20 protein-coding genes are annotated in these 24,812 nt (G+C 70.6%); 10 read left to right on the plus strand and 10 right to left on the minus strand.

Features of this window, described 5'->3' with window-relative positions:
• The first annotated feature begins 59 nt into the window (after window positions 1-59).
• Window positions 60-650, plus strand: coding sequence for a hypothetical protein (locus tag ACZ4EF_RS31615; protein ID WP_467507577.1), 591 nt, complete (start codon window positions 60-62; stop codon window positions 648-650).
• Between the two features lie 141 nt (window positions 651-791).
• Here ACZ4EF_RS31615 and ACZ4EF_RS31620 read toward each other — a convergent pair whose 3' ends face one another.
• The 4 genes from ACZ4EF_RS31620 to ACZ4EF_RS31635 form a co-directional block, all read right to left on the minus strand.
• Window positions 792-2,042: a hypothetical protein gene (locus ACZ4EF_RS31620; RefSeq protein WP_467507579.1), complete on the minus strand. Its 1,251-nt coding sequence runs from the start codon at window positions 2,040-2,042 to the stop codon at window positions 792-794.
• On the minus strand, window positions 2,039-4,012 hold the full coding sequence (locus ACZ4EF_RS31625; RefSeq protein WP_467507580.1) for a hypothetical protein: 1,974 nt from the start codon (window positions 4,010-4,012) through the stop codon (window positions 2,039-2,041). The genes ACZ4EF_RS31620 and ACZ4EF_RS31625 overlap by 4 nt, the downstream gene beginning before the upstream one ends.
• Window positions 4,009-4,803 carry a toll/interleukin-1 receptor domain-containing protein gene (locus ACZ4EF_RS31630; RefSeq protein WP_467507582.1) on the minus strand — a complete coding sequence of 265 codons (795 nt, stop codon included), beginning with the start codon at window positions 4,801-4,803 and terminating at the stop codon, window positions 4,009-4,011. Before ACZ4EF_RS31630 ends, ACZ4EF_RS31625 begins: the two co-directional genes overlap by 4 nt.
• A 332-nt stretch (window positions 4,804-5,135) precedes the next feature.
• Window positions 5,136-6,380 (minus strand): helix-turn-helix domain-containing protein, encoded by a 1,245-nt coding sequence (locus ACZ4EF_RS31635; RefSeq protein ID WP_467507584.1) that lies wholly within the window; start codon window positions 6,378-6,380, stop codon window positions 5,136-5,138.
• Window positions 6,381-8,207: 1,827 nt separating this feature from the next.
• On the opposite strand from ACZ4EF_RS31635, the gene ACZ4EF_RS31640 reads away from it, so the two are divergent.
• Window positions 8,208-8,597 (plus strand): hypothetical protein, encoded by a 390-nt coding sequence (locus ACZ4EF_RS31640; RefSeq protein ID WP_391120076.1) that lies wholly within the window; start codon window positions 8,208-8,210, stop codon window positions 8,595-8,597.
• Window positions 8,598-8,713: 116 nt separating this feature from the next.
• Here the strand turns inward: ACZ4EF_RS31640 and ACZ4EF_RS31645 are convergent, their stop codons facing one another.
• From ACZ4EF_RS31645 to ACZ4EF_RS31655, 3 genes are all read right to left on the minus strand, one after another.
• A complete protein-coding gene (locus ACZ4EF_RS31645) occupies window positions 8,714-8,926 on the minus strand; it encodes a hypothetical protein (RefSeq protein ID WP_391163825.1) in 213 nt (70 codons plus the stop codon).
• 133 nt (window positions 8,927-9,059) lie between these two features.
• Window positions 9,060-10,055: a hypothetical protein gene (locus ACZ4EF_RS31650; RefSeq protein WP_467507587.1), complete on the minus strand. Its 996-nt coding sequence runs from the start codon at window positions 10,053-10,055 to the stop codon at window positions 9,060-9,062.
• A gap of 347 nt (window positions 10,056-10,402) precedes the next feature.
• A complete protein-coding gene (locus tag ACZ4EF_RS31655; protein WP_467507588.1) occupies window positions 10,403-13,192 on the minus strand; it encodes a hypothetical protein in 2,790 nt (929 codons plus the stop codon).
• 369 nt (window positions 13,193-13,561) lie between these two features.
• Between ACZ4EF_RS31655 and ACZ4EF_RS31660 the strand changes: the two genes are divergently transcribed.
• The 5 genes from ACZ4EF_RS31660 (at window position 13,562) to ACZ4EF_RS31680 (ending at window position 18,216) form a co-directional block, all read left to right on the plus strand.
• The gene (locus ACZ4EF_RS31660) at window positions 13,562-14,041 is read left to right on the plus strand and encodes a DUF1453 domain-containing protein (RefSeq protein ID WP_467507590.1); all 480 of its coding nucleotides are present in this window, start codon (window positions 13,562-13,564) and stop codon (window positions 14,039-14,041) included.
• Window positions 14,038-15,192 (plus strand): sensor histidine kinase, encoded by a 1,155-nt coding sequence (locus ACZ4EF_RS31665; protein WP_467507592.1) that lies wholly within the window; start codon window positions 14,038-14,040, stop codon window positions 15,190-15,192. Before ACZ4EF_RS31660 ends, ACZ4EF_RS31665 begins: the two co-directional genes overlap by 4 nt.
• Before the next feature lie 50 nt (window positions 15,193-15,242).
• Entirely contained in the window at window positions 15,243-15,905 is a 663-nt protein-coding gene (locus ACZ4EF_RS31670; protein ID WP_467507621.1) for a response regulator, read from the plus strand.
• Window positions 15,906-16,000: 95 nt separating this feature from the next.
• The gene (locus ACZ4EF_RS31675; RefSeq protein ID WP_391048972.1) at window positions 16,001-16,498 is read left to right on the plus strand and encodes a DUF485 domain-containing protein; all 498 of its coding nucleotides are present in this window, start codon (window positions 16,001-16,003) and stop codon (window positions 16,496-16,498) included.
• Window positions 16,495-18,216, plus strand: coding sequence for a solute symporter family protein (locus tag ACZ4EF_RS31680; protein WP_467507594.1), 1,722 nt, complete (start codon window positions 16,495-16,497; stop codon window positions 18,214-18,216). Before ACZ4EF_RS31675 ends, ACZ4EF_RS31680 begins: the two co-directional genes overlap by 4 nt.
• Before the next feature lie 7 nt (window positions 18,217-18,223).
• Here the strand turns inward: ACZ4EF_RS31680 and ACZ4EF_RS31685 are convergent, their stop codons facing one another.
• Complete coding sequence (locus tag ACZ4EF_RS31685) at window positions 18,224-18,916, minus strand: response regulator (RefSeq protein WP_355338364.1); 693 nt, start codon at window positions 18,914-18,916, stop codon at window positions 18,224-18,226.
• On the minus strand, window positions 18,913-20,595 hold the full coding sequence (locus tag ACZ4EF_RS31690; protein WP_355338367.1) for a sensor histidine kinase: 1,683 nt from the start codon (window positions 20,593-20,595) through the stop codon (window positions 18,913-18,915). The genes ACZ4EF_RS31685 and ACZ4EF_RS31690 overlap by 4 nt, the downstream gene beginning before the upstream one ends.
• 252 nt (window positions 20,596-20,847) lie before the next feature.
• Between ACZ4EF_RS31690 and ACZ4EF_RS31695 the strand changes: the two genes are divergently transcribed.
• From ACZ4EF_RS31695 to ACZ4EF_RS31705, 3 genes are all read left to right on the plus strand, one after another.
• Window positions 20,848-21,663 (plus strand): ABC transporter ATP-binding protein, encoded by an 816-nt coding sequence (locus tag ACZ4EF_RS31695; RefSeq protein ID WP_355338370.1) that lies wholly within the window; start codon window positions 20,848-20,850, stop codon window positions 21,661-21,663.
• The gene (locus tag ACZ4EF_RS31700) at window positions 21,653-22,558 is read left to right on the plus strand and encodes an ABC transporter permease (protein WP_402713662.1); all 906 of its coding nucleotides are present in this window, start codon (window positions 21,653-21,655) and stop codon (window positions 22,556-22,558) included. The genes ACZ4EF_RS31695 and ACZ4EF_RS31700 overlap by 11 nt, the downstream gene beginning before the upstream one ends.
• Window positions 22,559-22,629: 71 nt before the next feature.
• Entirely contained in the window at window positions 22,630-23,712 is a 1,083-nt protein-coding gene (locus tag ACZ4EF_RS31705) for an ABC transporter substrate-binding protein (RefSeq protein WP_467507597.1), read from the plus strand.
• Window positions 23,713-23,787: 75 nt separating this feature from the next.
• On the opposite strand, the gene ACZ4EF_RS31710 is transcribed toward ACZ4EF_RS31705, so the two are convergent.
• Complete coding sequence (locus tag ACZ4EF_RS31710; protein WP_467507599.1) at window positions 23,788-24,726, minus strand: sucrase ferredoxin; 939 nt, start codon at window positions 24,724-24,726, stop codon at window positions 23,788-23,790.
• Window positions 24,727-24,812: the final 86 nt, after the last annotated feature.

The raw sequence follows: 24,812 nt of genomic DNA on the forward strand, positions 1-24,812 counted from the left end.
AATCCTCGTGCCGCCGCCGCTTCTGGCGGACTAGCGTGTTAGGAGAACCAGGAGGCGCGATGCTCTCATTCACGTTGGACACCAACTGTCTCATCGCAGTTGAGGAAGAACGCCCCGAGGCAAAGGCTGTTCGTGACCTCGTGGCACGGCAGCGTGCTGGCTTGGCAACGGTGCGGCTGGTCGCCACCATGGCCGCTGAGACTCAGCGGGACGGAACCGTGCTGGACAACTTCTCCTACTTCCAGCGGCGTATCGAGCGCCTCGGCCTTGGGGATTTGGAGATCCTCGCGCCGGTGGCGGTGTTCGATCTCACCTACCTCGACTGGTGCGTGTTCGCGCATGACGAAGCCGAGGCGGAGAGCCGCAGGTTGCACGAGGTGCTGTTCCCCACTTTCCCCTTCGATTACCTCGACGCGGTCCCCGCAGTCCTGGATGAGGAGGCACGGAGACTCGCTGAGCGCAAGTGGCGCAACCAGCAGCTCGACGTGCTGGTCCTGCACACACATATCATGGCGAGGGCCGACGTCTTCGTAACCAATGACAAGAACTTCCGGAAGCAGGGCAAGCGGCCACGCTTGGCCGAACTCGGAGCAAGGGTCATCCTCGCTCCTGCCGAGGCCGCAGCCTACGAGGCAGCCGATTCAGTCTGAGTTCAGCCAAGGCTCCGAACCGACGGTGCCGAGGCTGGGCTCGGATTGTGATGTTGCCCAGCTTTTGGGGCAGGAAAGACGGCCTCCCCTCGCCGCCGTGTGCGGCGAAGGGAGGCGCCGGAGAGCCGACCGACGACCGGCTCAGCTTGCGTCGTCGTCCTCGCTCGTCTCCCGTCGGCCCTGGTGCCGTTCGTCCTCGTCGTCCTCTGCCAGCTCTGGCGTGAACGTGCCTGCGGCTGCGTCGGTGAACGGAGAGCCGTCGGCGGCAGGGAAGCCCGACGCCCAGGGCTCAGTGGCGTCCGCCTCGGTCGAGGGCCAGCCCTCCGGCTCTTCGCTGCCACCCTCGGGTGTCAGGAGAAGGGTCCGCCTGATCTCCTTGGCTGCCTCACCCAGCCCGGTCGCTTCCAGGTCCCGCACCACCCGGTGCACCAGCACCGTGTACTCGTCCATGTCCGGCTTCAGCCCCAGCGCCGTCAGCAAAAGGAGCAGCCGGTCCGAGACCCCCACTTCTTCCTCGCGGTCGAACATCCCTCCTTCTTGGTCGGCATCGCCCCACTGTGGGCCCCCGACAGTCGCCCCGCTCCGCGCGCCCACGGGCGGGACGAGCAGGTGGCGGAAGAGTTCGGGTACTTCCTCGTCGTTGGCTGCCGCCGAGATCTGAGCGAGCGGGCCGATCATGTTGACCGCCTTCTCGATCTCGTCCTCATGGCGGGTGAGCCACCAAACCACCGCGCTGCCCGCGCTCTTGAGCACGTCGTCACCGAGGTAGCGCCGCTTGTTGCGCTCGTGCTGACGCTCGTATTCCCAGATCTCCTCGTCTTTGCGAAGGTCGTTCAACTTCCGCAGGCGCTCGCGATCGGCCGGAGCCAGGGTCAGCGTCACGTCGGCCGCCTGGGCCGTCACCCGTCCGCTCCGGTCCGGAAGCGGGACGCTCAGTTCCCCCTCCAAGAGGTACCGCGCGAAGCTCGCCCGGTCGGGCTGCTCGCGCTGGACGACTTCTAAGGCCCGGCTGAGCACCGAGGAAGCGGCTAGGGCTCGGGAGGCATGGTCGGACCGGTCGGCGTGGTCGGAAACCGGCCTCCACCACACGGTGGCGGAGAAGAGGAACTCGTAGCCCTCCGCCGCGCTCGGCAACGCCGCGTCGATCACCCGGGTCTCCTGGTACGGCTGTTCCGTCGGCTCCGCGGGCTGTTCGGATTCCCCGGACCCGTACGGATCGGCCGGCGTGCGGGCACCGCTGAGGATCGTCATCACGAGCAGCAGGGAGCCCGAGGCCGTGACCATGGACATGAAGCCCCACAGCAACACCGACCAGTGCAGGAGGCTTCCGAGCACAGCCGGCGCGAGGCAGCAGAGAGCGATGAACAGCAGGCTGGATGAGCGGCGTTTCATCGTGCCTCTTCCGTGGTGTGTGGTCCGGCGCCCGCACGCTCTGTGGGGGCGTACTGCACGTGGTCAATGTGCTGCCAGAAGAGGGCGGCGACGGGTGCCCGGCGGTGGCTCGTGGGAATTGCCCAGCCGCAGGCGATGGCGTACAGGCGGTGCAGGGCGGCCGTGCGCCCATTCGTCGCCCTGACCATCACGTCGAGCGCCAATTCCCGCGACCTGTCGATCGCCACGGCGTTCAACCAGCTGCTCACCATCGGGTTCCAGAGTTCCGTCGGCGGCTGGGAGAAGACCGTCTGCCAGCCCAGGAACAGGTCCGGCCACGACAGCGGGTCCGGTGCCCGGTCGCTCCTCAACAGCTCGGTGAGTAGTTGGAGCTGGGGCTCTGCCCCGCGCGACTCCCTGCGCGTCCAGTCCCGCAGGCGGTCGATCATCAGCCGGTAGAGCCGACGGTCGCGGCCGACGAGGTCGAGAAGGGCTTCCCGGGCCTCGCGCGCCACCTCCCCATTGCGTACGGCGAGATGGTGGAGTCGCACCATCGCCTGATCCGGGTGTGTGGCGCCAAGGCTCTTTACGCATGCCGCTATCAGGACGCGGGCGAGACCATCCGACAAGCGGCCGGATGTCGCTCCGTCGTACATCCGCTTGCGGAACCACCCCCCGAACTTCTGGTGGTTGAGACCGAGTTCGAGGGCCGCCACGGCTCGTGGGTCGCAGGTCGTCCCGGCCGCGCGGTCAGCCCAGTGCGCCACGAGGTCGAAGAGGTCGTCGGGCCGCCCGACGGCCAGGGACCGCTCGCCGAAGCGGACGACGATGTTCACTCGGTCGTCGGTGGTCAAACCGCGGAGACCGGTGGTCTGGCCGATCCAGTTTCGCAGGTCATCGCGCACGCCGGGGAAGTTCGCCCAGAAGTACGTCCTCACCGCGTCGGCGTAGGCCAACTTTCCGAAGCGGAGCCGTCCATCCGGGGCTCGCTCGATCCCGAGCGCTTCCAACCTCTCCCCGAAGTCCGCCCGCCCGAGCTCGGTTGTCGCCTCTTCCTCTTCCTTGACCATGGCCATCAGGCTCTGCCATGCCTCGTAGACGGTGTCGGCGCCAGCTTCCTCGAACACCGCCGCTGTGAGCAGAAGGGCCCGGTCGGGCGCGGCGCGGACCTTGGCCATCTGCCGTCCCACGTCGCCGGCCCGGTCGGTCACCGCGTGCATTGCTTGGTCGAGCCATTCTGCGAAGTCGGTTCCGAACCGGCCGCTGTCGCGAGCCGTTCTCACCAGCCCTGCCAGCCGAGCCAGTTCTCGTATGGGAGAGCGGTCGTACAAGCGCTGGAGGTCGGCGCTCCCCAGGTCCGAGGGTCGGAAGTTCATCCGGTCCATACGGAGGTAGCGGGTAACCACGGCGATCCCCCGGGGGCGCGCCAGCGTCACCGGGTGCTGTTCGAGGTCCAGCGCGTGGGCATGCTCCATCCCCGACGGCAGGACGACGACCATGTGAGCCCCCGCCTCCTGAACCTGTGACCGGCGTACGGCCAGGCGGCGCTGGGCCTCGGTGTACGCCTCCTCGTCGGCTATCCCAGAGAGGTCGAGGAGGAAACGGTCCCCTTCTCCGGGGGCGAGGTGGACCTCGTCCTTGTCCGTGGCGGGAAGCTCCTCGAACCGGACCCCCTCCTCATCGGCACCCTGGTCCTCACCGAGTCCGTGCAGCAGCATGATCGCCGCGGCCCGGCGGCCGCTGCCGGGCGGAGCCTTCAGCAGCACCACTGATCCGGGCTTCTCCAGGCGGTCAGCGGCGACGCGGTAACCCATCGGCGGAACAAACCGGTCGGCCAGGTGCACCCGGTCCTCCCGGGTGATCCGGAGGGACTCGACCCCTTTGCGGAGCATCCAGTCCGCGCCGACGCCGTAGAAGACGTACTGGTGCCCCTCGCCGTTGTTCACGGGGCCGTGCGGATCATTGACGGTGACGTGGTCCTGCTCGGTCATCGTCCGTCGTCCGAGTGCCGACGCTCGCGCTCGAAGCGCTGGTGAACCGTACCGCTGTTGTCGCCTGCCGTGAACTGGACCCCGGCGTTGTCACCGTCGAAGTGGGGTGCGTTGTACTGGTGTCCCTGACCGGTGTTCACAGGCCCCTGTGGCTTGTTGAGGAAGGTGCCGGACAGGTCTCCGTTCAGGTTTCCGATGCCGCCATGCACACGCTGTTCGACATCGCGCGTCCGCATCCTCGTGTGCCGGGCGTCCTGGGCCGTCTTCTTGCTGGACTTCGCTTCCGCCCGCTCCTGCGCCGCGCGGGCGTCGTGGTCCGCTGCGCCCAGCTCGGGAAGCAGCCGGGCGAGGGTATCGCCGAGCGCCGCCAGGTCCGACTCGGCGTTTCGGTGATCGAATCGCCTGTACTGGCAGTCCGCCAGCTCCAGCAGATCGTCCGGGAGGCCGGCGCGGTCGATCCGCGCAGCCTTTCCGACGAGTACGGGGATCACCAGGATCCCGCGGTCGAGCGCGGTCCGGATCTCGCGGCGGGTCCAGTCCTGCTCGGCTTCGAGGGCGGGGCGGCCGTCGGCCCCACGCACCTCTGCCCAGCGCGGACCGATCACGGCGAGGAGCGCCTCCGACTGCTCCACCGCCTTGATCAGTTCCACCGGGAAACGGCGACCGGGCTCAATCGAGTTGCTGGCGAAGAAGATCCGTTCGCCGCCGAACCGCCGGATAAGTTCCCGGGCGATCATGGTCGCGGCGGATTCCTCGTCACCTGTGCGGTAGTTGACGAAGACGTCGGGCATGGAGGTTCCCTTCGTGAGAGGAAGACGGGGGTGAAAGGGTGTGGGCTCGCGGGAGACGACCGGGGCTCCGAGGCCCAGGTCAGCTCAGGCCATGAGGTCCCGACCGGGTGACGGCATGGCGCGTCCCCGGGGAGGGCGTACAGATGATGGGCGCGTCGCCCGGTGCGCGACCGGTCGCGGGCAGCCCGAAAAAGCAGGGCTGCAGTGCGGTGCGATTCGTCGGGCCGGGATCAGATGGGCCCACTGGGGGTCATGGAATCCGGAGTCCGGAGAGCCTGGGTGCTCCGGCGAGCAGGGCGGCTCCAACTGGGGCCCCGGTCGCGGAGCCAGGGTCAGTCGTGCGTCGAGGCGAGGACCCGTGCCAGCGCCGGTTGCAGATCGCGTACGGCCCGGCTGCTCCGGAACCGGGCGAGTTCCCGCGCGAGGCGCCGGATGTCACTGTTCACCGTCGCCGAAGGCACGACAGGCATCACCCCAAGGTGCTCCCCTGCGATCGTGCACGCGTGCTCGACCTCTCCGGAGGCAGCGTGTGCCAAGGACCTGCGGAAGCCGTACCGGGCTCGGGTACGCAGCGCGTGGGGCGGGAGGCGGCGGTATTCCCGGTCGAGGACCTCGGCGGCGGCCTTGGGGCGACCGAGGTCGTGCAGGCACCAGCCGGTCGTCATCTCTGCCGGATCGCTCACGTGGGTGGTGCCGATCACGGGCTCGGCGCCGCTGCGGGCATCGTCGCTGTCGAGCAGTTCCCGTGCCCGGTCGAGGCTGCGCAGGCAGGCACGTTCCGCGTCGACGAGCGCGTGTCCCTGCGCTTCCCGCTGGGCCGCGAGTCCTCGGATGCGCGGCGGGAGTCCGTCGCTCTGAGCTCGGCAGGCCAGGGTGACGGTGCCCGCGGCGTCCCCGGCGTAGAGCGTGACCAAGGCGCGTCGCACGAGCGCATAGGAACCGAGGTACGGATCACCCCCGGCACGCGCCAGTTCGGCGGCCTCACCGGTCCAGCCGAGCGCCGCGTCACTGTCTCCGGCCTCCTGCGCCATCCAGCCGGTGAACTCGGCGAACCGCGAAGCGAGCAGGAGCGCGGGGGTCCGAGTGGCGGACGGGGCGCCGGCTGCCAACCCGGCGACCATGCGCGTTTGCGTCTCCAGGAGGGGAAGCAGAACCTTCGGCGCGGTGGACTGGCCGAGAATTCGTAGCTGGTCGAACTGCGCGCGGAAGGAGGGAAGGAGGGGGGCGCTGGCAGAGAACGCCTGTCCACCGAGCTTCAGGCTGAATTCGCTGAGCGCCCCCGTACCTGCTGCGAGGACCGCCCGACGCCCGATGTGCCAGAGGCTCGGGGCGGCGGGGCTTTGGGCGGTGTCCGGGTCGGACTCGGGGCGGACGACCAGACTCTGCAGCTCGCCGTTCGCGCCGAGGAAGGCATCGCACCGCCGGGCCAGTTCCAGGGACGCGGAACGCTCCCCACGCTCGACCTTGCTGAGGTGCCCCTTGTCGTAGTTGAGCGCCACGGACAACTCGGTCAGAGTCAGCCCCGCCTCGTGTCGTAATCGGCGGAGCTCCGGGCCGAAATGTGAAGTTGTGCTCATCGTCAACCTCCCGTTTGTGACAGCGACCGTGACAGCTCTGCGCCCTCACGGAGAACTTCCGTTCGGCGTTCACTGGCCGACGCGAAGACCGGTGGTGAGCACCCGTTGTGACGGAGTCGTCTCGCTTCGCATCCGAGAGCGAGTTTGGCACGAGGCACGCCTCAAGAATCAGAGTTCGGCGGGGTTGCCCGTTGCCTCTTTCGTTCTCCGTGTTCTCCGTCCCGCAAAGGCGAAGGCGGTGGGCGGCCAGCCGGCCAACGAACCGATTGGCCGCGCCCGCGCCCGGCTCCGACTACTCGTAGTGAGACGGCCTGCTTCAGCAGCTGGCCTGGCGGCTGCTGGCGTCCGAGCTCTGGGGGCGCACTCACTTATTGACGCTCGTTGTTACGTTGGCCGGATGCGAAGTGCGACCCTCAGACACGGTGCCCTGCGCCTCGGTCCTCCGCGCCGACGACACTCTGCTGGCCAACCCGCGTAAGGTCGCGGCTTGATATCGACGTTCAGGAGTTGATGGCAGTCGAGCAACGACCTATGCCCTCTTGGTGTGACTCCGGTTGGATAGCCCCGTAGAACAGTCCGCAAACGGTCCGCAGGACAGTCGAAAACGGCCGTCGGGATAGCGCCAGATCAGCCTCCAGATGGCGGCTCCGCCGCAGGTCAGGACGTTGCCGGATTGATTCATCACCAATTCGGCCTCCACCCTGGACCGGGCGCGGATCGACGTGTGAGGCACGGCGGAGCAGAGGGCGGGCGCAGGGCTCCCCTCCGCGTTCCGCACGTTGTCCGCAGGCGAACTGATGTCAGTTCGGGGGAGTGGTTACGCCGCCGTCTCGGCCTCTATGCCACCCCCGGCCAGGCGGTCCGCGTAGGCCTCATCGACGGGAGCCTGGGGTCCGCTCGTCGAAGTCGGGCCACAAGTGGGTACGGGTGTTGGCCGTCATGGCCGCGTCGGCGTGGCCGAGGTGCTCGAAGAGTCTGAAACGCCCTGCTGGTCGCGCTCCACGTGCACCATGACTTTCGTGCGGTTGGCGTCGGCCCGTGGAAGGCGACGACGCCCGGCGCTGCGCCTCGCCTGCGACGGTCGTTTCGGTGACCCGCTCGTGGGACATCTGCGCGTCGAAGTCGCGCTTGACCCCACCACTCAAGCTGCCCGATGACTGAGGGTGTGGCGCGCTACTCGATGCGCCCAACGCCGTCCATGAACTGCGGGAGCTCTTCGAAGCTGGGTCACTGGTCGTCCGCCACGCACACGCGCAGGCACCTGGACCTCGACCGGTTCGTCCATGGTGTGCATCAAATTCGTGTTGCAACTAAAGCGCCTGAATTCGCGAATACTGAGCACTCGGCGCCCCGAACCTGGGCGTTCGTCGCGTGTCGGTTGGCGATTATCGCCTGGCCCTACCCCAGTGCCGGACCTCGGCGACTAGGGATCATGACCGACCGTCGACCGCTCTCGCTGCCCGTCTCTCCGAGCCCGCTTGCGACGCTCCCGTACCCGCCCAGGCGGGTGGGCGCCGGCTGATGCCGGTCGAGCAGCGCCGACTTCCGCCAGCCGCCCGGCGAACCCGAGCCCGAGCCCGCACCCGGCCCGACGTCCGCTCGCCCCCGGCGGCCTCACCTTCTCAGACCCGGACCGCCGTATCTGAGCGCTACCACCACGGGTTGCGCCACGTCCAGGACCAGCTCACCACCTAGCCCCACCGCCCGGTGTGCCAGCGCCTCCACCTGGACAGTGGTCGTAGCCGGCCCGGCTCCCGCCTCGGATACCGTGTTCCTCTACGGGGTGCCATAACGGATGTGACGCCCCCTACCGGAGGTAGTTAGCGTATGAGTTCAAAGCGCAGCAAGAATCCAGCCCTGCCCGTACTTGACGACGCATTCCGACTCGCGTCGGTCAAGGACGCCGAAGAGTCCACCCGTGACTTGGCCGCGCGGCTGGTCACCACCGAGCTGCGCCGCGTTTCCCACCCGGGCCGGGTCACCTGGGAGCCCACTGATCAGGCCGAGCCCGTACCGGTCCCGCCGACTGTGGTCGACGGTGACGGGGACCTGTGGCTGAGGGACCGGGGCACTGGCACCTGGACCATGCCCGAGTTCAACCCGAAGGAGTTCCCGGCCCGCTGTGGCGAGGTTCTGACGTGGAACCGGCTTGCCCGCGAGTTCGGCCCGCTTACCGCATTGGCCGACGACCGCCGCATCGGCGGCGGCCGGCGCTGACCGCGCAGCCTTCTGGGATGACCGCGCGCCCCTGAAGCGCCCGTTACGGGTAGCTGGGAGCGCCAGCTCACCGCCGAGCTCGACGATGGCGGCGAGCAGGTGAGCGTGGTGGTCGGTCACGTTGTCTCCATGTTGCAGCCGGATACGTCGTCGCTGTCCGTGGGGTCTGGGTGGAAGAAGCGGGTGTAGCGGAGTCCGGTCTCCGGAGTGATGTTGAACACCGCGCATAGGTGCTGCGGATCAGCGGCGGTGACGGCGGCCTTTTCGGGGATTCGGTCCTCGCGAAGTTGCTGGGCGGTGACCGGGAGGCCGCGCAGCAGCGGTTGCATCCAGCCGGTTGTGACCGGTGCCCGGGTGTGCGCGGTCTGCGAGCTGCCTCGCGGGTGCGGACGAGAGGCTGGCGAAGGCCGAGTCTCTGCGCCGCGTTGTGTGTGGCACCTATCCCCACCGAGGACGCGGCGTTCAGGCGATCAGTGCTTCGCGGATCTGTCGTTGTGTCACCTTGTCCCGGGTAAGAACGGACAGCCGCTCCAGTTCGGGGTGGCCTCGGCGCTGAGGGACGCGGGCCAAAGCTCGTATGGCTGTGCTCGTCAGCGGGGTTCGCGAGGATGGACCCTCGACGAGGGCACCTAGGGTGCGGATGGATGAGGGGTGCGAGGGCAACAAGGAGAGCAGCCAGGTGAGCCCGGCGAGCGCGGGCAGGTTGTATCGGTCGTAGCCACCATCGCCGCGGCCCCCGCCGTCGGCGGCAAGATCCAGCCAGGCGGTCAGCGTGAGCCGGAGCAGCTCAGTGTCGATCGGAGCGGTAAGGGCCAGTGCCCGGCGGTCCCAGGTGAGTGTGGGGCGCGCTACAGGTGAGAGCAGGGCGTGGTCGATGAAGCCGGGCCAGAGGTCGCCGAGCGAAGGCAAGCCGGCGAGGACAGCGTCGGCCCACGGCTCACCGGGGTTGAGCACGGGCCCGCGAAGGCGGGTGAGCACGGGAGTCACGCATTCCGGGGGCCAGCCGTGGTCCAGCGCGGAGCGGCGGAGGAGGCCGACCACCGCGTCGGGCAGGCGCCTGTCGGCGTCCAGCAGAGCGTGGCTGCACGTCCAGAGCTCGTCCGAGATGCCGCAGGACCAGGTCTGATCCGCCATCTCCGTCAGGAGCGCTTCCCATGCCTCGCACCATGTGGCGTTGGCGATGTCACGCGAGACAGCGGCGAGCAGCACCAGACCGCGGTTGCCTGCCTCTGTGTCGGCCGACTCTGCTGCTGCGTCCTCGACGAAGGACTGGGCAAGCGCGAATCGGTCTGGCTTCGGGAGACTGCGCAGTACAGTCGTCACGCCGAAGCCCTCGTGCCATGGGTCTTTCGCGACGAGCAAAGCGCGCGACAACTCGGCGAGGTCGCCCTTGCCGGCCAGTTTCCGGACGAATTCCACCCGCTCAGCAGGCTCCCACGGGGACGTCACCAAATCCATGGCGGGAGAGTACGGGCTGCCACTGACAGCGCACGAGCATGTTCCTCGAAGGGCTCGCTTGCCGTACCGACCCGGCTCGTCGCGACGTGTGCCGGTCAGCCCGGTCAGCTGAGTCCTGGCCACTTGAAATTGCACGTCGGAGGAGGTCAGACCGGTCCGCAAACAGTCCGCAGCGCAGTCGAAAACGGCCGTCGGAGGCCAACGCTAGCCATCGGAGAAACACCAGCTCAACGCATAAACGGCAGCTCCACCGCAGGTCAGAGGGGTGGCCGAATGGTTCATCACCAACTCCGCCACGACCCTGGACCGGTCGAGGATCGACGTCTGACCTGCGGCCGGGCCGGGCGTCAGGGGGTTGTTGGGTTCTGGAGGGTGCGGCGGAGGCGGGCGGCGGGGGCGGGGCGGTCGGCGGCGGTGAGGAGTTCTATGAGGCGGGAGCCGACGCGGTGGTGGAGGGCCGGGCCGCCCTGGGGGGAGATCGCGTAGAGGTCCATGATCTCGGTGGCCTCGTCGAAGAGGGCGAGGGCTTCGTCGAGGCGGGGGTCGGCCCGGGTGACGCGGACTTCCGCGGCGATGAGCAGGGCGCCCGCGAGGCGGTGGAGGGCCAGGGGGTCCTTCTCGGTCATGCGGCGGCAGACCATGACGCACTCGTCGGCTGTGTCGGTGGCCTCGGCGAAGCGGCCCGTGACCATCAGCGCGCCGAGCAGGACGCCGAGAGCCTCGGCCAAGGTGTGCTGTTCGGCGATCGCCTCGCGGGCGCTGACGCGGCGGAGGATCGCGACGCTCTCGTAAGCCGCGGTCAGGCTCTCCTCCGGGCGTTGGGCGACGAGCAGGCGTACGGCGAGTCCGTTGAGCCCGTCGGCGAGTTCGCGCTCGTAGGCGGCGGGATTGACCCGGGCGAGGTCGCGGTAGAGCTCGACGGCCTCGTGGGCCAGCGGGACGCTGTCGGGATCGCCGACACGTTCGAGGGCGGCGGCCAGGTGATAGAGCGCGTTGGCCAGGGACATGGCGTGGGCGGACGGGTCCTTCGCGTGCAGACGGCGGCGCAGGGCGACGCTCTCCCGGCCGTGTGAGACCGCCGACCGCGGACGGTCGATACGCAGGTGGCACACGCCGAGGGCGGCCAGGGCGGCGGAGAGGTTCGACTCGTGCTTGCCGGGCTCTTCCGCGGCCAGCGCGCGCAGGAGCGTCACGGACTCCTCCAGGGCAGCCGTCGCGTCGTCCCAGCGCTGCGCGTACGACAGATCCCGTCCGATACCGAGCAGGCCGCTCGCCAGGTCGGGGCGGTACTGCTCGTCGTACGCGGCCAGCCTGCGCTGTACGGCGACGGCTTCCTCGGTGGCGGCCAGGGCCTCTGCCCGGCGCCCGACCTCGCCCAGGCGGTCCGCGTACGCCTTGAGGGCGAACGCCAGATTGCCTTCGACCACGGGGACGAGCGAGGGATTGGGGACGCCGTCACGGGCGATGGCCCGGAACTGGGCCAGGACGGCCTCGGATTCGGCCAGCGCCTCCTCCAGCCGACCGGCGTGGTGGAGGCGGACGCCGTGCTCGTGCCGCTCCGCGGCCTGGTCGTTGGGGTTTCTGGCGCGCTCCAGGCGGTGCGGGAGCAGCCGGGTGCTGACGGCGGCGATTCCGGGGTCCAGGTCGGGACTGCGCCGGTTGAACGGCGGGAAGAACATCGCGACGGCTTCGAGGAGTTCGGGGCTGATGTCGTCAAGGGCGGCGAGCGTGGCCAGCGCGGCGCTGCCCCCGATGACGGCGAGTTGAGGGGCCGTGCCGAGCAGCGGGAACAGGTGGAGGGGGCCGACGTGGGGCCAGCGCTGGGCGGCGGCGGTCAGAAAGACCACGGCGCGCGGCATCCAGCTTCCGGTGACCGCGTCGCTCACCACGTCGGTGCCGCTGAGCATGGCGCTGACGGTGCGCCCGGCCCAGTCCTGGGCCGGGTAGTCGGCCCTGTGGCCGGGAAGGGTCAGCGCCAGGAAGTCCTCGGCGAGCCGGTCCGGGTACAGCGGTTCCAGGACGGTGTCGCGGTCGGCCTCGGCCGGTGGGTAGCAGACCGCGTGATCCGCGAGGATGCGATCGGCCGGCAGCCGGACCGCGAGGTCGCTGATGGCCACCCGTCCCTCCTCCGGGCTGACCGGCCCGGTGAGCGCCGCGGTGAACACGGTGCGGTTCATGAGCGCGGGCGAGGTGCGGAACGCCGGTGCGGACGGGGCGATCTCGTGATCCGGGTCGCCGTACAGCCGCGCCCAGTGCAACTGCTCCCGGTCCAGCAGATAGCTGGACAGGCCCGCGAGGTCGGTGGGCGCGCGCAGCCCGTGGGCGTCGGCGTCCACGGCGACCAGGGCGGCCATGTGCACGGCCAGGGTCAGGCCGAAGGCCGCGTCACCGAGCGGAGCCGGTGCCGCGATGCCGCCGGGGGAGACGCCGTAACGCGCGGCGAAGCTGTCGCGGGCCACGGCGAACATCTCGGACCGCGGGGATACGGCGGCGCCGTCACCGCCGACCTCGTCGGACAGCGGCGCGAGCCGTTGCAGCGAGGTCCTGGCCTGCTGGTTCGTGAGAGCGGCGCGCACGCTCGGCCAGACCTCGTCGCCACGGGCGATCAGCAGCACCCGGGCGCCGCGCTCGCTGTCGCGGTGCACCAGCGCGTTGCCGAACAGCCACATGAGATGGGTCAGCGGCCAGCGGTCGGCGTAGTCGACGATCAGCAGCACACCCGCGTCGCCCCGGTCGCGGAGGTCCTGACTGCCAGGAGGCGGCAGCACGCTCCCCGGTCCGTGGGTGGCGGTGACGACCTGCCAGCCCTCGGCCAACGACTCCTGCGCGAAGCGGTCGGCGAGACGGGTCTTGCCCTGTCCGCCCGGCGCGCACAGCCACTGCACGGCGAGCGGACCGCCGCCGTCGCGCCAGCGCCGTAACGAGGTCAACTCGGCGGTGCGTCCGGTGAACTCCACGACCCGGAAACGCGCGTTGAGCATCCGGCTCGGTACATTCAGCAGAAAGCCGTCGTCCGGCAGGACCGGCGGCTGCCAGCGTTGCAGCAGGTAGACCGGGACGCCGTCGCCGAACACGTGGATGTCCGCGCCCACGACCCCGTAGGCGAAACCGCTCTCGGCGCGTACGGACTGGCTCACGCTCCCGCCTCCCCACCGTGCGGTGTCCGGCGCTCCACGTTCCGCTGGCCGAGATCCGACACGGTGCCCTCCCCGTTGTCCGACGATCCGATCGCCGGTCGCTGGAAAAGCGTACGCAGCACCGCCCCCCGGACGCAGGGGATCCGCTCACCGGGCGGGCGCTCGGACCGGCGCCGGACCGGTGCCGGACCGGTGCCGGACCGGCGCGTTCGCCCACAGCACGGGGGCGTTGGTGGAGGGGGCTCCACCCGGGGGTGGAGAGGGAGATTCAACCCCCGGTTTGATCCGCTGAGCTGGGGGTTTCCGTAGATTCTGAGATGTCGGCGAACCCGCCGGCCTCGTGGGAGTCGCTTTACGGAGGCGTCCGTCATGTCCGGTCTGATCGATGCGCTGGTGATCGTGGCGGTCATCGGTGTGGTGGTCACCCGCCAGTTGCGGCCCAGGAAGGTCACGGGCGGCCGGCGGTGGTGGCTGATACCGGCGGTGCTGGTGTTCATGTCGCTGCGGCAGCACGGGCTGATCGACCCGGAGCACCGGCAGACGGCGGTCGCGCTGCTGGCCGTGGAGTTGGTGGTCGCTGTGGGGATGGGGTTGGCATGGGCGTGGACCACGCGGTTGTGGACCGAGAGGGACGGGACGGTCTGGGCGCAGGGAGGGAAGGTCACCGTCGCGGTCTGGGCGGCGGGGGTCGCGGTGCGGATCGGGCTGTACGGGGTGGGTACGGCGATGGGGGTCCACCAGGACAGCGGCTCGTTCCTGATGGCGCTCGCGGCCACGCTGCTGATACGCGCCGGGGTGCTCGCCTGGCGGGCCCAGAGCGTGGCGCCGTCGTACCGTACGGCCTCATGAGCGGTTGGACGTCCTGGCCTTCGAAGGAGGCGCTGTCCCGCGAGAGCCGGTCGTCCGCGCGGCGGGCGTTCGGCCGGGGAGTGCGGCTGCTCTTCGCCGCCGCGGCGCTCTGGGGGATCCTGGCCCGCACGGACCTCAACGGGTGGCTGACCGCGGCGTCCGTGCTGGGGCTGGCGGTGGCGGCCGTCGTGGTGTGGGCGTTCTTCCGGTTCACGCTCGAGCACCGGGCGGCGCCGTCCGTCGCACTGATCGCACTGATGCTGGGCGCCGCCTTCGGGCTGCACGCGGTGGGCGCCGATGTGCCCGCGACGCTGCTGTGGTGCGGCTGCGCGGTGCTCGGGTTGGAGCGACTGCCGTTGGCCGCGGCGGCGCCCCTCACCGGTACGGCGCTGGCCGCCTACGCACTGGTCGGCGACTCCGGCGGCTGGCTGGTCACGACGCTGACGGTGGCGGGGCTGGGGCTGATCGGGTACGTCGTGCGGCTGGACGCCGAGGCACGGGGGAACACGCAGCGGCTGCTGGTCCAGGAGCGGGCGGCGCGGGCGGCGGAGGCCGAGTCGGCGGCGTTGGCTGAGCGGGCCCGGATCGCGCGGGAGATCCACGATGTGCTGGCGCACAGCCTGTCGGCGCAGACGGTGCACCTGGAGGCGACGCGGCTGCTGATCGAGCGGGGCGTCGAGCGGGACGTGGTGCTGGGACGGGTGATCGCGGCCCGGCAGATGGCGCGGGAGGGGCTGGCCGAGACCCGGCAGGCGCTGTCGGCGCTGCGCGGGGAGATGGCACCGGTGGAGGACTTCCTGCGGGAGCTGGTCGCCTCGGAGGGGGCGGACCTGGAAGTGGAAGGGGAGGCGCGGTACCTGCCCGCGGAGGCGGGGTTGGCGGTGCGGCGGGTGGCACAGGAGGCGATGACGAATGTGCGCAAGCACGCGCCGGGAGCGAAGGTCGCGCTGCGGCTGGAGTACCGGAGTGAGGAGGTGGAGCTGGAGTTCCGGGACTTCGGGAGCAGGACGCCTGTGGATAACTCTTTGAGGGCATCCGGATCGGGCTACGGTCTTCTGGGGATGCGGGAGCGCGCGGAGCTGCTGGGCGGCGCGCTCGACGCCGGACCGGCCGAGGAGGGCTTCGTGGTGCGCTTGCGGGTGCCCGCGTGACGCGGGTGGTGGTCGCGGACGACCAGACAGTGGTGCGTGAGGGAATTGTGATGCTGCTGGGGCTGCTGCCCGACATCGAGGTGGTGGGAGCAGCGGCCGACGGGGAGGAGGCGGTACGGCTGGTGGGGGAACACCGGCCGGAGGTGGTGCTGATGGACCTGCGGATGCCGCGCTGCGACGGGGTGGAGGCCACGCGGCGGATCAGGTCGCGGTATCCGGGGACGCAGGTGGTGGTGCTGACGACGTTCGCGGACGACGGCTCGCTCTTTCCCGCGCTGCGGGCGGGGGCGCGGGGATATCTGACCAAGGACGCGGGAGGGGAGGAGATCGCGCGGGCCATCGCGGAGGTGACGGCCGGGCGGGCGGGGCTGTCGCCCGCGGTGCAGGGCAGGATGCTGGACGCGCTGACCGGGGCAGGCCCCGAGCAGCGGCCGGAGGGACGGGGGAGCGGACCGGGCGGACCGGGCGGACCGGGCGGGGCGGGAAAGCCGGGCCAAGGGGCGGCGGGACGGGGGGAGTTGCCCGACGGGACGGCCCGGGAGGCGGAAGTGCTGGCCTTGGTGGCCGAAGGGCTGTCCAACGCCGAGATCGCCGCGCGGCTGCACGTGAGCATGGCGACGGTGAAGACGCACATCAACAACCTGTTCGCCAAAACCGGGGCGCGGGACCGCGCACAGGCGGTCGGATATGCCTACCGGCACGGCATCACCTGATGGGGTGAAGGTTTCTACTTGTTCGTTCTGGATCTTCCCGCTCTGTCCATGATTGGGCACATCGGCCGATCGGCCGATGGAACGAGGAGTGTTCGGTGGACAAGCACGACGGGGGCGACCCCGGGGCGCTGCGGGTGAACGACCCGTGGCAGGACGCGGCGGACGCCGGTCTCTGGGTCCCGGATCAGACGGCCCCCGACCCCGCGCCGGGGCGGACCCGGCCCGAGGGCACACCGCAGGCGGGCCAGGACGGACGGCCGGTGGACCGGTCGGCGGTGTATCTGGAGGTGCAGGGCAGCGCGGCGTTCCAGGAGGTGCGCGACCGGTACCGGAGCTTCACCTTCCCGGTGGTGGCGGGCTTCCTGGCCTGGTACCTGCTGTACGTGGTGGCGGCCACCACGGCACCGGGCCTGATGGGACATCAGGTTGCGGGTGACGTGAATGTGGGGATGGTGGCGGGGCTGGCGCAGTTCGCCACGACGTTCCTGCTGACGTGGGCCTACGCCCGGCACGCGCGGCTGCGCAGGGACCGGGCGGCACTCGATCTGCGCTGGACGCTGGCGACCAGGACCGGGCAGGAGCGGGTGCGTTGAACAGCGGTCGGTTCAATGGCGGGTATCTGGCGGATTCGGCCGGGGAACATCAGGGCCTCGCGATCGTGCTGTTCACGATCTTCGTGTCGGTGACGCTGGCGATCACGGCGTGGGCGGGACGGCGGCGGAGCTCGTCGGTGGAGTTCTTCGCCGGGGGACGGTTGTTCACCCCGATGGAGAACGGCCTGGCCATCGCGGGCGACTACATGTCGGCGGCGTCCTTCCTCGGCATCTCCGGGCTCATCGCGCTCTTCGGGTACGACGGCCTGCTGTACTCGGTCGGGTTCTTCGTCGCGTGGCTCGTGGTCCTCATGCTGGTCGCCGAGTTGGTGCGCAACTGCGGGCGGTACACGCTCGCCGATGTGCTCTCCGCGCGGATGAGACAGCGGCCGGTGCGGATCGCGGCGGGCACGTCGTCCGTGGTGGTGTCGATCCTGTACCTGGTGGCGCAGATGGTCGGCGCCGGGAGCCTGGTCGGGCTGCTGCTCGGCGGGCACGGCGCGGCGCGCACCTGGACGGTGATCGGGGTCGGCGCGCTGATGGTGTTCTACGTGTCCTTCGGCGGGATGCGGGCGACGACGTGGATCCAGATCGTCAAGACGGTGCTGCTGATCGGCGGCACGGTGACGCTCACCGTGATGGTCCTGGTCCGCTTCCACGGCAATCCGGGGAGTCTGCTGCACGCCGCCGCGGCGGGCAGCGGGCACGGCAACGCCTTCCTGGCTCCCGGGTTGAAGTACGGCGGGAGTTGGGCGTCGAAGCTGGACTTCATCAGCCTCGGCCTGGCGCTGGTACTCGGGACGGCGGGCCTGCCGCACATCCTGTCCCGCTTCTACACGGTGCCCACGGCACGCTCCGCGCGGCGGTCGGTGGTCTGGGCGATCGGGCTGATCGGCGCCTTCTACCTGATGACGATCGTGCTCGGTTTCGGAGCGGCGGCGGTCGTCGGCACCGACACCGTCCGCTCGTCCAACGCCGCGGGCAACACCGCGGTGCCGCTGCTCGCCGAGATCCTGGGCGGCGGGGAGGGGACGACAGGGGGCACCGTGCTGTTCGCGGTGGTCGGCGCGGTGGCCTTCGCGACGATCCTGGCCGTGGTGGCGGGCATCACCCTGGCGTCGTCGGCCTCCGTGGCCCACGACCTCTACGCCACGCTGCGCCGCCGCCCCGTCGCGGAAACGCAGGCACGGCAGAACAGGCGCGCCAGGCGCGAGGCCGCGGCCCCCGGCACCGCGCGGGTCACCGCCGACGCGGTGGAGGAAGGGGCGATGGAGGAGGACGAGGTGCGGGTGGCCAGATTCGCGGCCGTCGGGATCGGCGCCGTCGCGATCGGGCTCAGCCTCTTCGCGCAGGACCAGAACATCGCCTTCCTGGTCGGCCTCGCCTTCGCCGTCGCCGCGTCCGCGAATCTGCCCGCCCTGCTCTACTCCCTGTTCTGGCACCGGTTCACCACCCGCGGCGCGGTCTGGTCGATCTACGGCGGCCTCGTACCGGCCCTGCTCCTGGTGGTGTTCTCGCCCGTCATCTCCGGCAGGCCCGACGCGCTCTTCCCCGGCGTCGACTTCCACCTCTTCCCGCTGGAGAACCCGGGCCTGATCTCCATCCCGCTCGGCTTCCTCGCGGGCTGGCTCGGCACCCTGCTGTCGCCGGAGGAGGCGGACGCGGGCAAGTACGCGGAGACGGAGGTGCGTTCGCTCACCGGCGCCGGGGCCGCGTAACGGCGGTTCAGCCGGTGGCGGCCCAGGCGTAGCGGTGTTCGGGACGGCCCGTGTCGCCGTATTTGAGGGTGAGGCTCAACCGCCCCGCCTGCTCCAGGTACTTCAGGTAGCGCTGGGCGGTGGAGCGGCTGAGCCCGGCGCGTTCGGCGACCTCGTGGGCGGACAGCGGGCGGCCCGCCTCGTGCAGGACGCGGCGGATCAGGTCGGCGGTCGGCGCGGAGTGCCCCTTGGGCAGTTCGGCCGAGGACGCGCCCGCCGTACGCAGGGCGCCGAAGATCCGGTCGACCTGCTCCTGCCCGGCCTCGCCGCGCCCGCCCACCCCCTCCAGGGTGCGGCGCAGCGCCGCGTAACCGTCCAGCTTGGCCCGCAGACCGGCGAAGCTGAACGGCTTCACCAGGTACTGCAGCGCGCCGAGCCGCATCGCCGCCTGCACGGTGGCGACATCACGCGCCGCCGTCACCATGATCACGTCCGCGTGGTGCCCGTGCTGCCGCATCCGGCGGACCAGCGTCAGACCCGTCTCGTCCGGCAGATAGTGGTCGAGCAGCACCAGGTCGATCCGGGTGCGCTCCAGCACCGACAGCGCGTGCGCCGCGGTGTGGGCCCGCCCGGCCACCCGGAAGCCCGGCACCTTGCCCACATAGGCCGAGTTGATCTCCGCCACCCGGAAGTCGTCGTCCACCACCAGTACGTCGATCATCGCGCCGCCTCCCCAGCCGCGGAAAGCACTCCTCCGGCCAGCGCCCCACCGGCCAGCACTCCTTCGGCCAGCGCCTCGGGCAGCACCACCGTGAACACCGCGCCACCGCCCGCCCGCGCCGTCACCCGCGCCAGACCCCCGTACCGCTCGGCGAGCCTGCGCACCAGCGCGAGGCCCAGACCGCGCCCCCGGTGCGGCGGACGTTCCTTCGTCGACCAGCCCTCGGTGAAGATCAGTTCGCGCGCCTCCGGCGGCACTCCCGGCCCCGTGTCCGACACCCGCAGCAGCAGGGTCGTGTCGTCCTCGGCGCGCAGTTCGACCTCCACGAAAGGCGCGGCGGACATCGCCGGGGACACGCGGTGCCCGGCGGCGGCGTCCAGCGCGTTGTCGATGAGATTGCCCAGCACCGTCACCAGATCGCGCGGGTCCACCACCCGGTCGGGCAGCAGCGTGCTCTGCGCGACCCGCAGCGACACCCCGCGCTCCGCCGCGATGGCGGCCTTGCCGACCAGCAGCGCCGACACCAGCGGATCGTGCACCCGGTCCGCGATCACCTCGGCCGACGCCCGATGGGTGTCGGCGACCTCCGCGACATAGCCCACCGCCTCCTCGTGCAGGCCCAGTTCCAGCAGCCCCAGCACGGTGTGCAGCCGGTTGGCGTGCTCGTGGTCCTGGGCGCGCAGCGCGTCCAGCAGCCCGTGGGTGGAGTCCAGTTCGCGGCCGAGCAGCTCCAGCTCCGTACGGTCCCGCAGCGTCACCACGGCCCCGCCGTCACCGGTCGGCATCCGGTTGGCGACCAGTACCCGCCCGCCGCTGACCGTCAGCAGATCCGCGCCCTCGACCCGCCCCGCCAGCACGTCCGTCGTACGGCCAGGCGGCAGCAGCTCGTCCAGCGGCCGCCCGGTGGCCGCGCCGTCACCGGCGCCGTCGAGCCCGAGCAGCCGCTGCGCCTCGTCGTTGACCAGCCGCACCCGCCCCTGCCGGTCCAGTGCGACCACACCCTCGCGGACGCCGTGCAGCATCGCCTCCCGCTCGTCGAGCAGCGCCGATATGTCGGCGAAGGCCAGCCCGTGCGTCGCCCGCTGCAACCGCCGCGAACCCCACACCGCCGCCAGCACGCCCACGCCCAGCGCCGCGCCCGCGTACATCAGCAGACCCGGCACCAGGCCGATCGCCCGGTTGAGGATGCCGTCGTACCTGATGCCCACCGACACCGCGCCCACGATCCGGTGGGAGGAGTCGTACAGCGGCACCTTGCCGCGGGTGCTGCGCCCCAGCGTGCCGCGGTCGATCTGCATGATCTCGTCACCGGCCAGCGCCACGCTGGGATCGGTCGAGACGGGTTCGCCGATCCGCTTGGGGTCGGTGTGCGACCACCGGATGCCGTGGGTGTCCATCACCACGATGTAGAGGGCCTTCGTGGCGATCCTGACCCGTTCCGCCTCCGCCTGCACCGGGCCGTCCGGCGTCGGCCGGGACGAGACCACGGCCCGTGCGACCTCGGGATCGACGGCCACGGTCTCCGCGATGGCCAGCGCCCTGTGCATCGCCTCTTCGTCGAGCTGGTGGCTGAGCGGCGCCAGGAAGAGCCCGGTGGCGAGCGCCGTGACGCCCGCCGTGATCGCCAGTTGCACCAACAGGACCTGCGCCGAGACACGGCGCGGCCATCCGATCCGCATCGTGGGGCTCCTCCGCATTCCAACCGGTCCGCCGACAGTCGCGGCGGCCGACCCGCGTCCCCACCCCACGCGTACGTCGACAGCCCTGTCGTCAACGCAAGGTAAACCCCGCAGAGCCGGATGGGCAGACTCCGTTTCGCTTTCGTTGTGCGCGGGCGAGCAAAACGAGCAGAAGACCGGCTTGCGCGCAGAAGGCTCCTTGCGCCCACAAGACTGCCGCCGCCGCGGTGGTCGCTCCTAGCCTCCACCGCCATGAGCAGCGAAACGAGCCCCGCCATCGAGCTGCGGGGGGCGAGCAAGGCGTTCAGGACTCCGTCCGGCGCCCTGCACACCGCCGTGAGAGACCTGGACCTGACCGTGGAACGCGGTGAGTTCGTCGCGGTCGTCGGACCGACCGGCTGCGGCAAATCGACGACGCTGACCCTGGTCAGCGGCCTGGAGGAGCCCACGGAAGGCGAGGTGCTGGTCTCGGGAGAGGCCGTGAACGGCATCAACCCCGGCGTCGGCTTCGTCTTCCAGCAGGACGCCGTCTTCCCCTGGCGGACCGTGCTGTCCAACGTCATGGCCGGGCCGCGCTTCCGCGGTGTCGGCAAGGCCGAGGCCAAGGAGCGGGCCCGCGACTGGCTGGCCCGCGTGGGCCTGACCGCCTTCGAGGACCGCTATCCGCACCAGCTCTCCGGCGGCCAGCGCAAGCGCGTCGCGCTCGCCGCGACCTTCGTCAACGACCCCGACATCCTGCTGATGGACGAGCCGTTCTCCGCGCTCGACGTGCAGACCAGGGCCCTGATGTCCGACGAACTCCTGGAGCTGTGGTCCGGTACCGGGTCCTCGGTGGTGTTCGTCACCCACGACCTGGAGGAGTCCATCGCACTGGCCGACAAGGTCGTCGTGATGACCGCGGGGCCCGCCACCGTCAAGGAGGTCTTCACGATCGACCTGCCGCGGCCCCGCAAGGTCGAGGAGGTCAGGCTCCAGCCGCGCTTCGTGGAGATCTACCGCGAGATCTGGTCGTCGCTGGGCGAAGAGGTCCGTATCACCCGCGAGAGGAGCGTCGGACATGCCGCCTGAGTCCGCAGCCCCGGCCGCCCCCCGGACCGGGGCCGCCCCCGAGGACGCCGTCCCGGCCGGGCCCGGCGCCGGCACCCAGCGCACCGAGGCCCGCGCCCGCGCCGTCCGCAACCGCACCCTCCTGGTGTACGCCAGCCGCCTCGCCGTCCTCGTCCTCGTGCTCGGCCTGTGGGAGTGGTCGGCCCGCACCGGGGTCATCGACCCGTTCAACTTCTCCATGCCGTCCAAGATCTGGGACCAGATCCGGCAGTGGACGATGCACGGCACACCGCAGGGCCCCCTGGGCGAGCAGATCTGGTACACGCTCTACGAGGCGCTGTACGGCTGGGTCATCGGCGTCGCCGGCGGCGTGGTGCTGGGCATCGCGCTCGGCCGGATCCCCTTCCTCTCGGACGTCTTCGGCCCGTACGTGAAGGTGCTCAACGCGATGCCGCGCATCGTGCTGGCGCCGATCTTCCTCATCTGGTTCGGCCTCGGCCCGGCCTCCAAGGTGGCCTCCGCCGTCGTCCTGGTCTTCTTCCCGGTGTTCTTCAACGCTTTCCAGGGCGCCCGCGAGGTCGACCGCAATCTGGTCGCCAACGCCCGCGTCCTCGGCGCGAGCAACCGCCGCGTCACCCTCCAGGTGGTGATCCCGGCCGCCACGTCGTGGATCTTCACCAGCCTGCACGTCAGCTTCGGCTTCGCCCTGATCGGCGCGATCGTCGGCGAGTACATCGGCGCGACCAAGGGCATCGGCCTGCTGGTCTCCGCCTCGCAGGGCACCTTCAACGCCGCCGGTGTCTACGCGGCCATGGTGATCCTCGCCGTCGTCGCCCTCATCGCCGAGGGCCTGCTGACCTACCTGGAGAAGCGGCTCTTCCGCTGGAAGCCCGCCCAGCCCGGCGCCGAACGCTGAGCCGCGGTCGCCCTCCCCGAAATCCCGCGCCCCCGCGCGCGCCCACCCTCCGCTCTCACAAGGACGTGACCATGCGCCAGTACGCCAAGCTCCCGGCATTCGCCCTCGCCGGGGCCCTCGCCCTCACCACACTCACCGCCTGTGCCAACGACGCCGCGTCCGGCTCCGGCTCCGGCTCGGATTCCACCGGGGACGCGGGCTCCACGGCCACGGCGGGCAAGAACGCCGAGAAGGTCAAGATCATGGTCGGCGGCCTGGACAAGGTCATCTACATGCCCGCCATGCTCACCCAGAGACTCGGCTTCTTCCAGGCCGAGGGCCTCGACGTGACGCTGCTGAGCGAACCGGCCGGTGTGCAGGCCACCACGGCGCTGGTCTCCGGTGACGTGCAGGGCGCCGTCGGCTTCTACGACCACACCCTCGACCTCCAGACCAAGAACAAGATGATCGAGTCCGTCGTGCAGTTCGCACAGGCCCCCGGTGAGGTCGAGGTGGTCTCCACCAAGGCCGCGGGCGACATCACCTCCGCCAAGGACTTCAAGGGCAAGAAGCTCGGCGTGACCGGTCTCGGCTCGTCCACCGACTTCCTCACCAAGTACCTCGCGGTGCACAACGGCCTCAAGGTCAGCGACTTCACGCCCGTCACCGTCGGCGCTGGCCAGACCTTCATCGCCGCCCTTCAACAGGGCTCCATCCAGGCCGGTATGACCACCGACCCGACCGTCGCGCAGATCCTCGACAAGGGCATCGGCAAGGTGCTGTACGACATGCGCACGCCCGAGGGCTCGCGGGAGGCGCTCGGCGGCCTCTACCCGTCCTCCAGCCTCTACATGAACACCGACTGGGTGAACGGCCACAAGGAGACCGTGCAGAAGCTGGCCAACGCCTTCGTGAAGACCCTCAAGTGGATGTCCACGCACACCCCCGAGGAGATCGCCGCGAAGATGCCCTCCGACTACGCGCAGGGCGGCGCCAAGCTGTACGCCGACTCCATCAAGGCCACGCTGCCGATGTTCACCACCGACGGCGTGATGCCCCCGGACGGCCCGGCCACCGTGGAGGCGGTCCTGAAGTCCTTCAACCCGAACCTCAAGGGCAAGAAGGTCGACCTGGAGAAGACCTACACCACGGAGTTCGTCAAGAACGTCAAGTAGCGCCTGCTCACATAGCGCCTGCTCACATAACGCCTGCTCACGTAGCGCCTCGCCACGAGCGCCCGGCGAAGAGCCCTACGACGCGCGGCCCCCGGCCACCCGCTCGATCCCCGTGACCTCCATCCGGGCGGGTGTGCCGAGGGCCGCGCCGCAGCTCTCCGGCCGCGGCGGCAGCGACGCGACCTGCGCCACCGTCACCTCCCAGACCCGCCCGTCGTCGTGCGCCACCCGCACCGCCCAGGCGCCGTCGCCCGAGGGCGCCGGGTCCGTACGCTCCACGGCTTCCACGACCACGGCCGCCGTACGGTCCTCACCGGTCAGCTCCCGTACGGCCAGATCCGCCGCCTGTCCGGGACGGTCCCACACCGAGCGGCCCCGGCAGCCGTCCAGGACCATTCGCCCGGAGCGCGCCGCCTCCAGTACGTCCTTCGCGTGGTGCGCGTCCACCCGGCCGTACGTGTAGCCGTAGGGCAGCACGAGCATGGTCGGCGCGAAACGGTGTCCGCCGAGGTGGGTGACCTCCCAGACCTCGCTGCCGCCCGAGGCGGTCAGCTCCGCGGCGAGCGGCCGGCCGCGCACCGCGCAGCAGCGGTCCCGCTTGCCGTTGGTGCACACCAGGGCGAGGGGCGCGCCGTCGTACGCGTCGCCGAATCCGTTGTGCGCGCCCGCGCCCAGCGCGGTGAAGTCCAGCGCGGTCAGCTCCGCCGGGTCGGCGACCTCGGCGGTACGGACCCAGGAGGCGCCCGGCGCGGTGTGCGCGAGGTAGACCCGGTGCCGACGCGGAAGGTGCAGGTCGGCGTGTCTGCCGGGGCGGCGGATCAGGGCGACGCGGGTGCCGGTGTCGTCGGCGAGCCGTTCCAGTTGGCGGCCGGTCGCCGGGTCCAGCCGGCTCGCCCCCAGCGCCTTCGCCCCCCACGGGCCCGGCTGCTCGATCAGCAGCCACGTCCGTGCGGTGGCCGCGGTGGCGGCCACCGGTTCGGCGAGGGACGCCGAGGCGCTGGTGCAGGTGCTCACCCGGCTGAGCCTATTGCCTCCCGGCGGCCCCCGAATCCCGGGGCGCGGCGGCCCCCGCCACCGCGCCCGTATCCAGCGACCTGTAC

The sequence above is a fragment of the Streptomyces sp. NPDC025721 genome, from assembly GCF_055558595.1.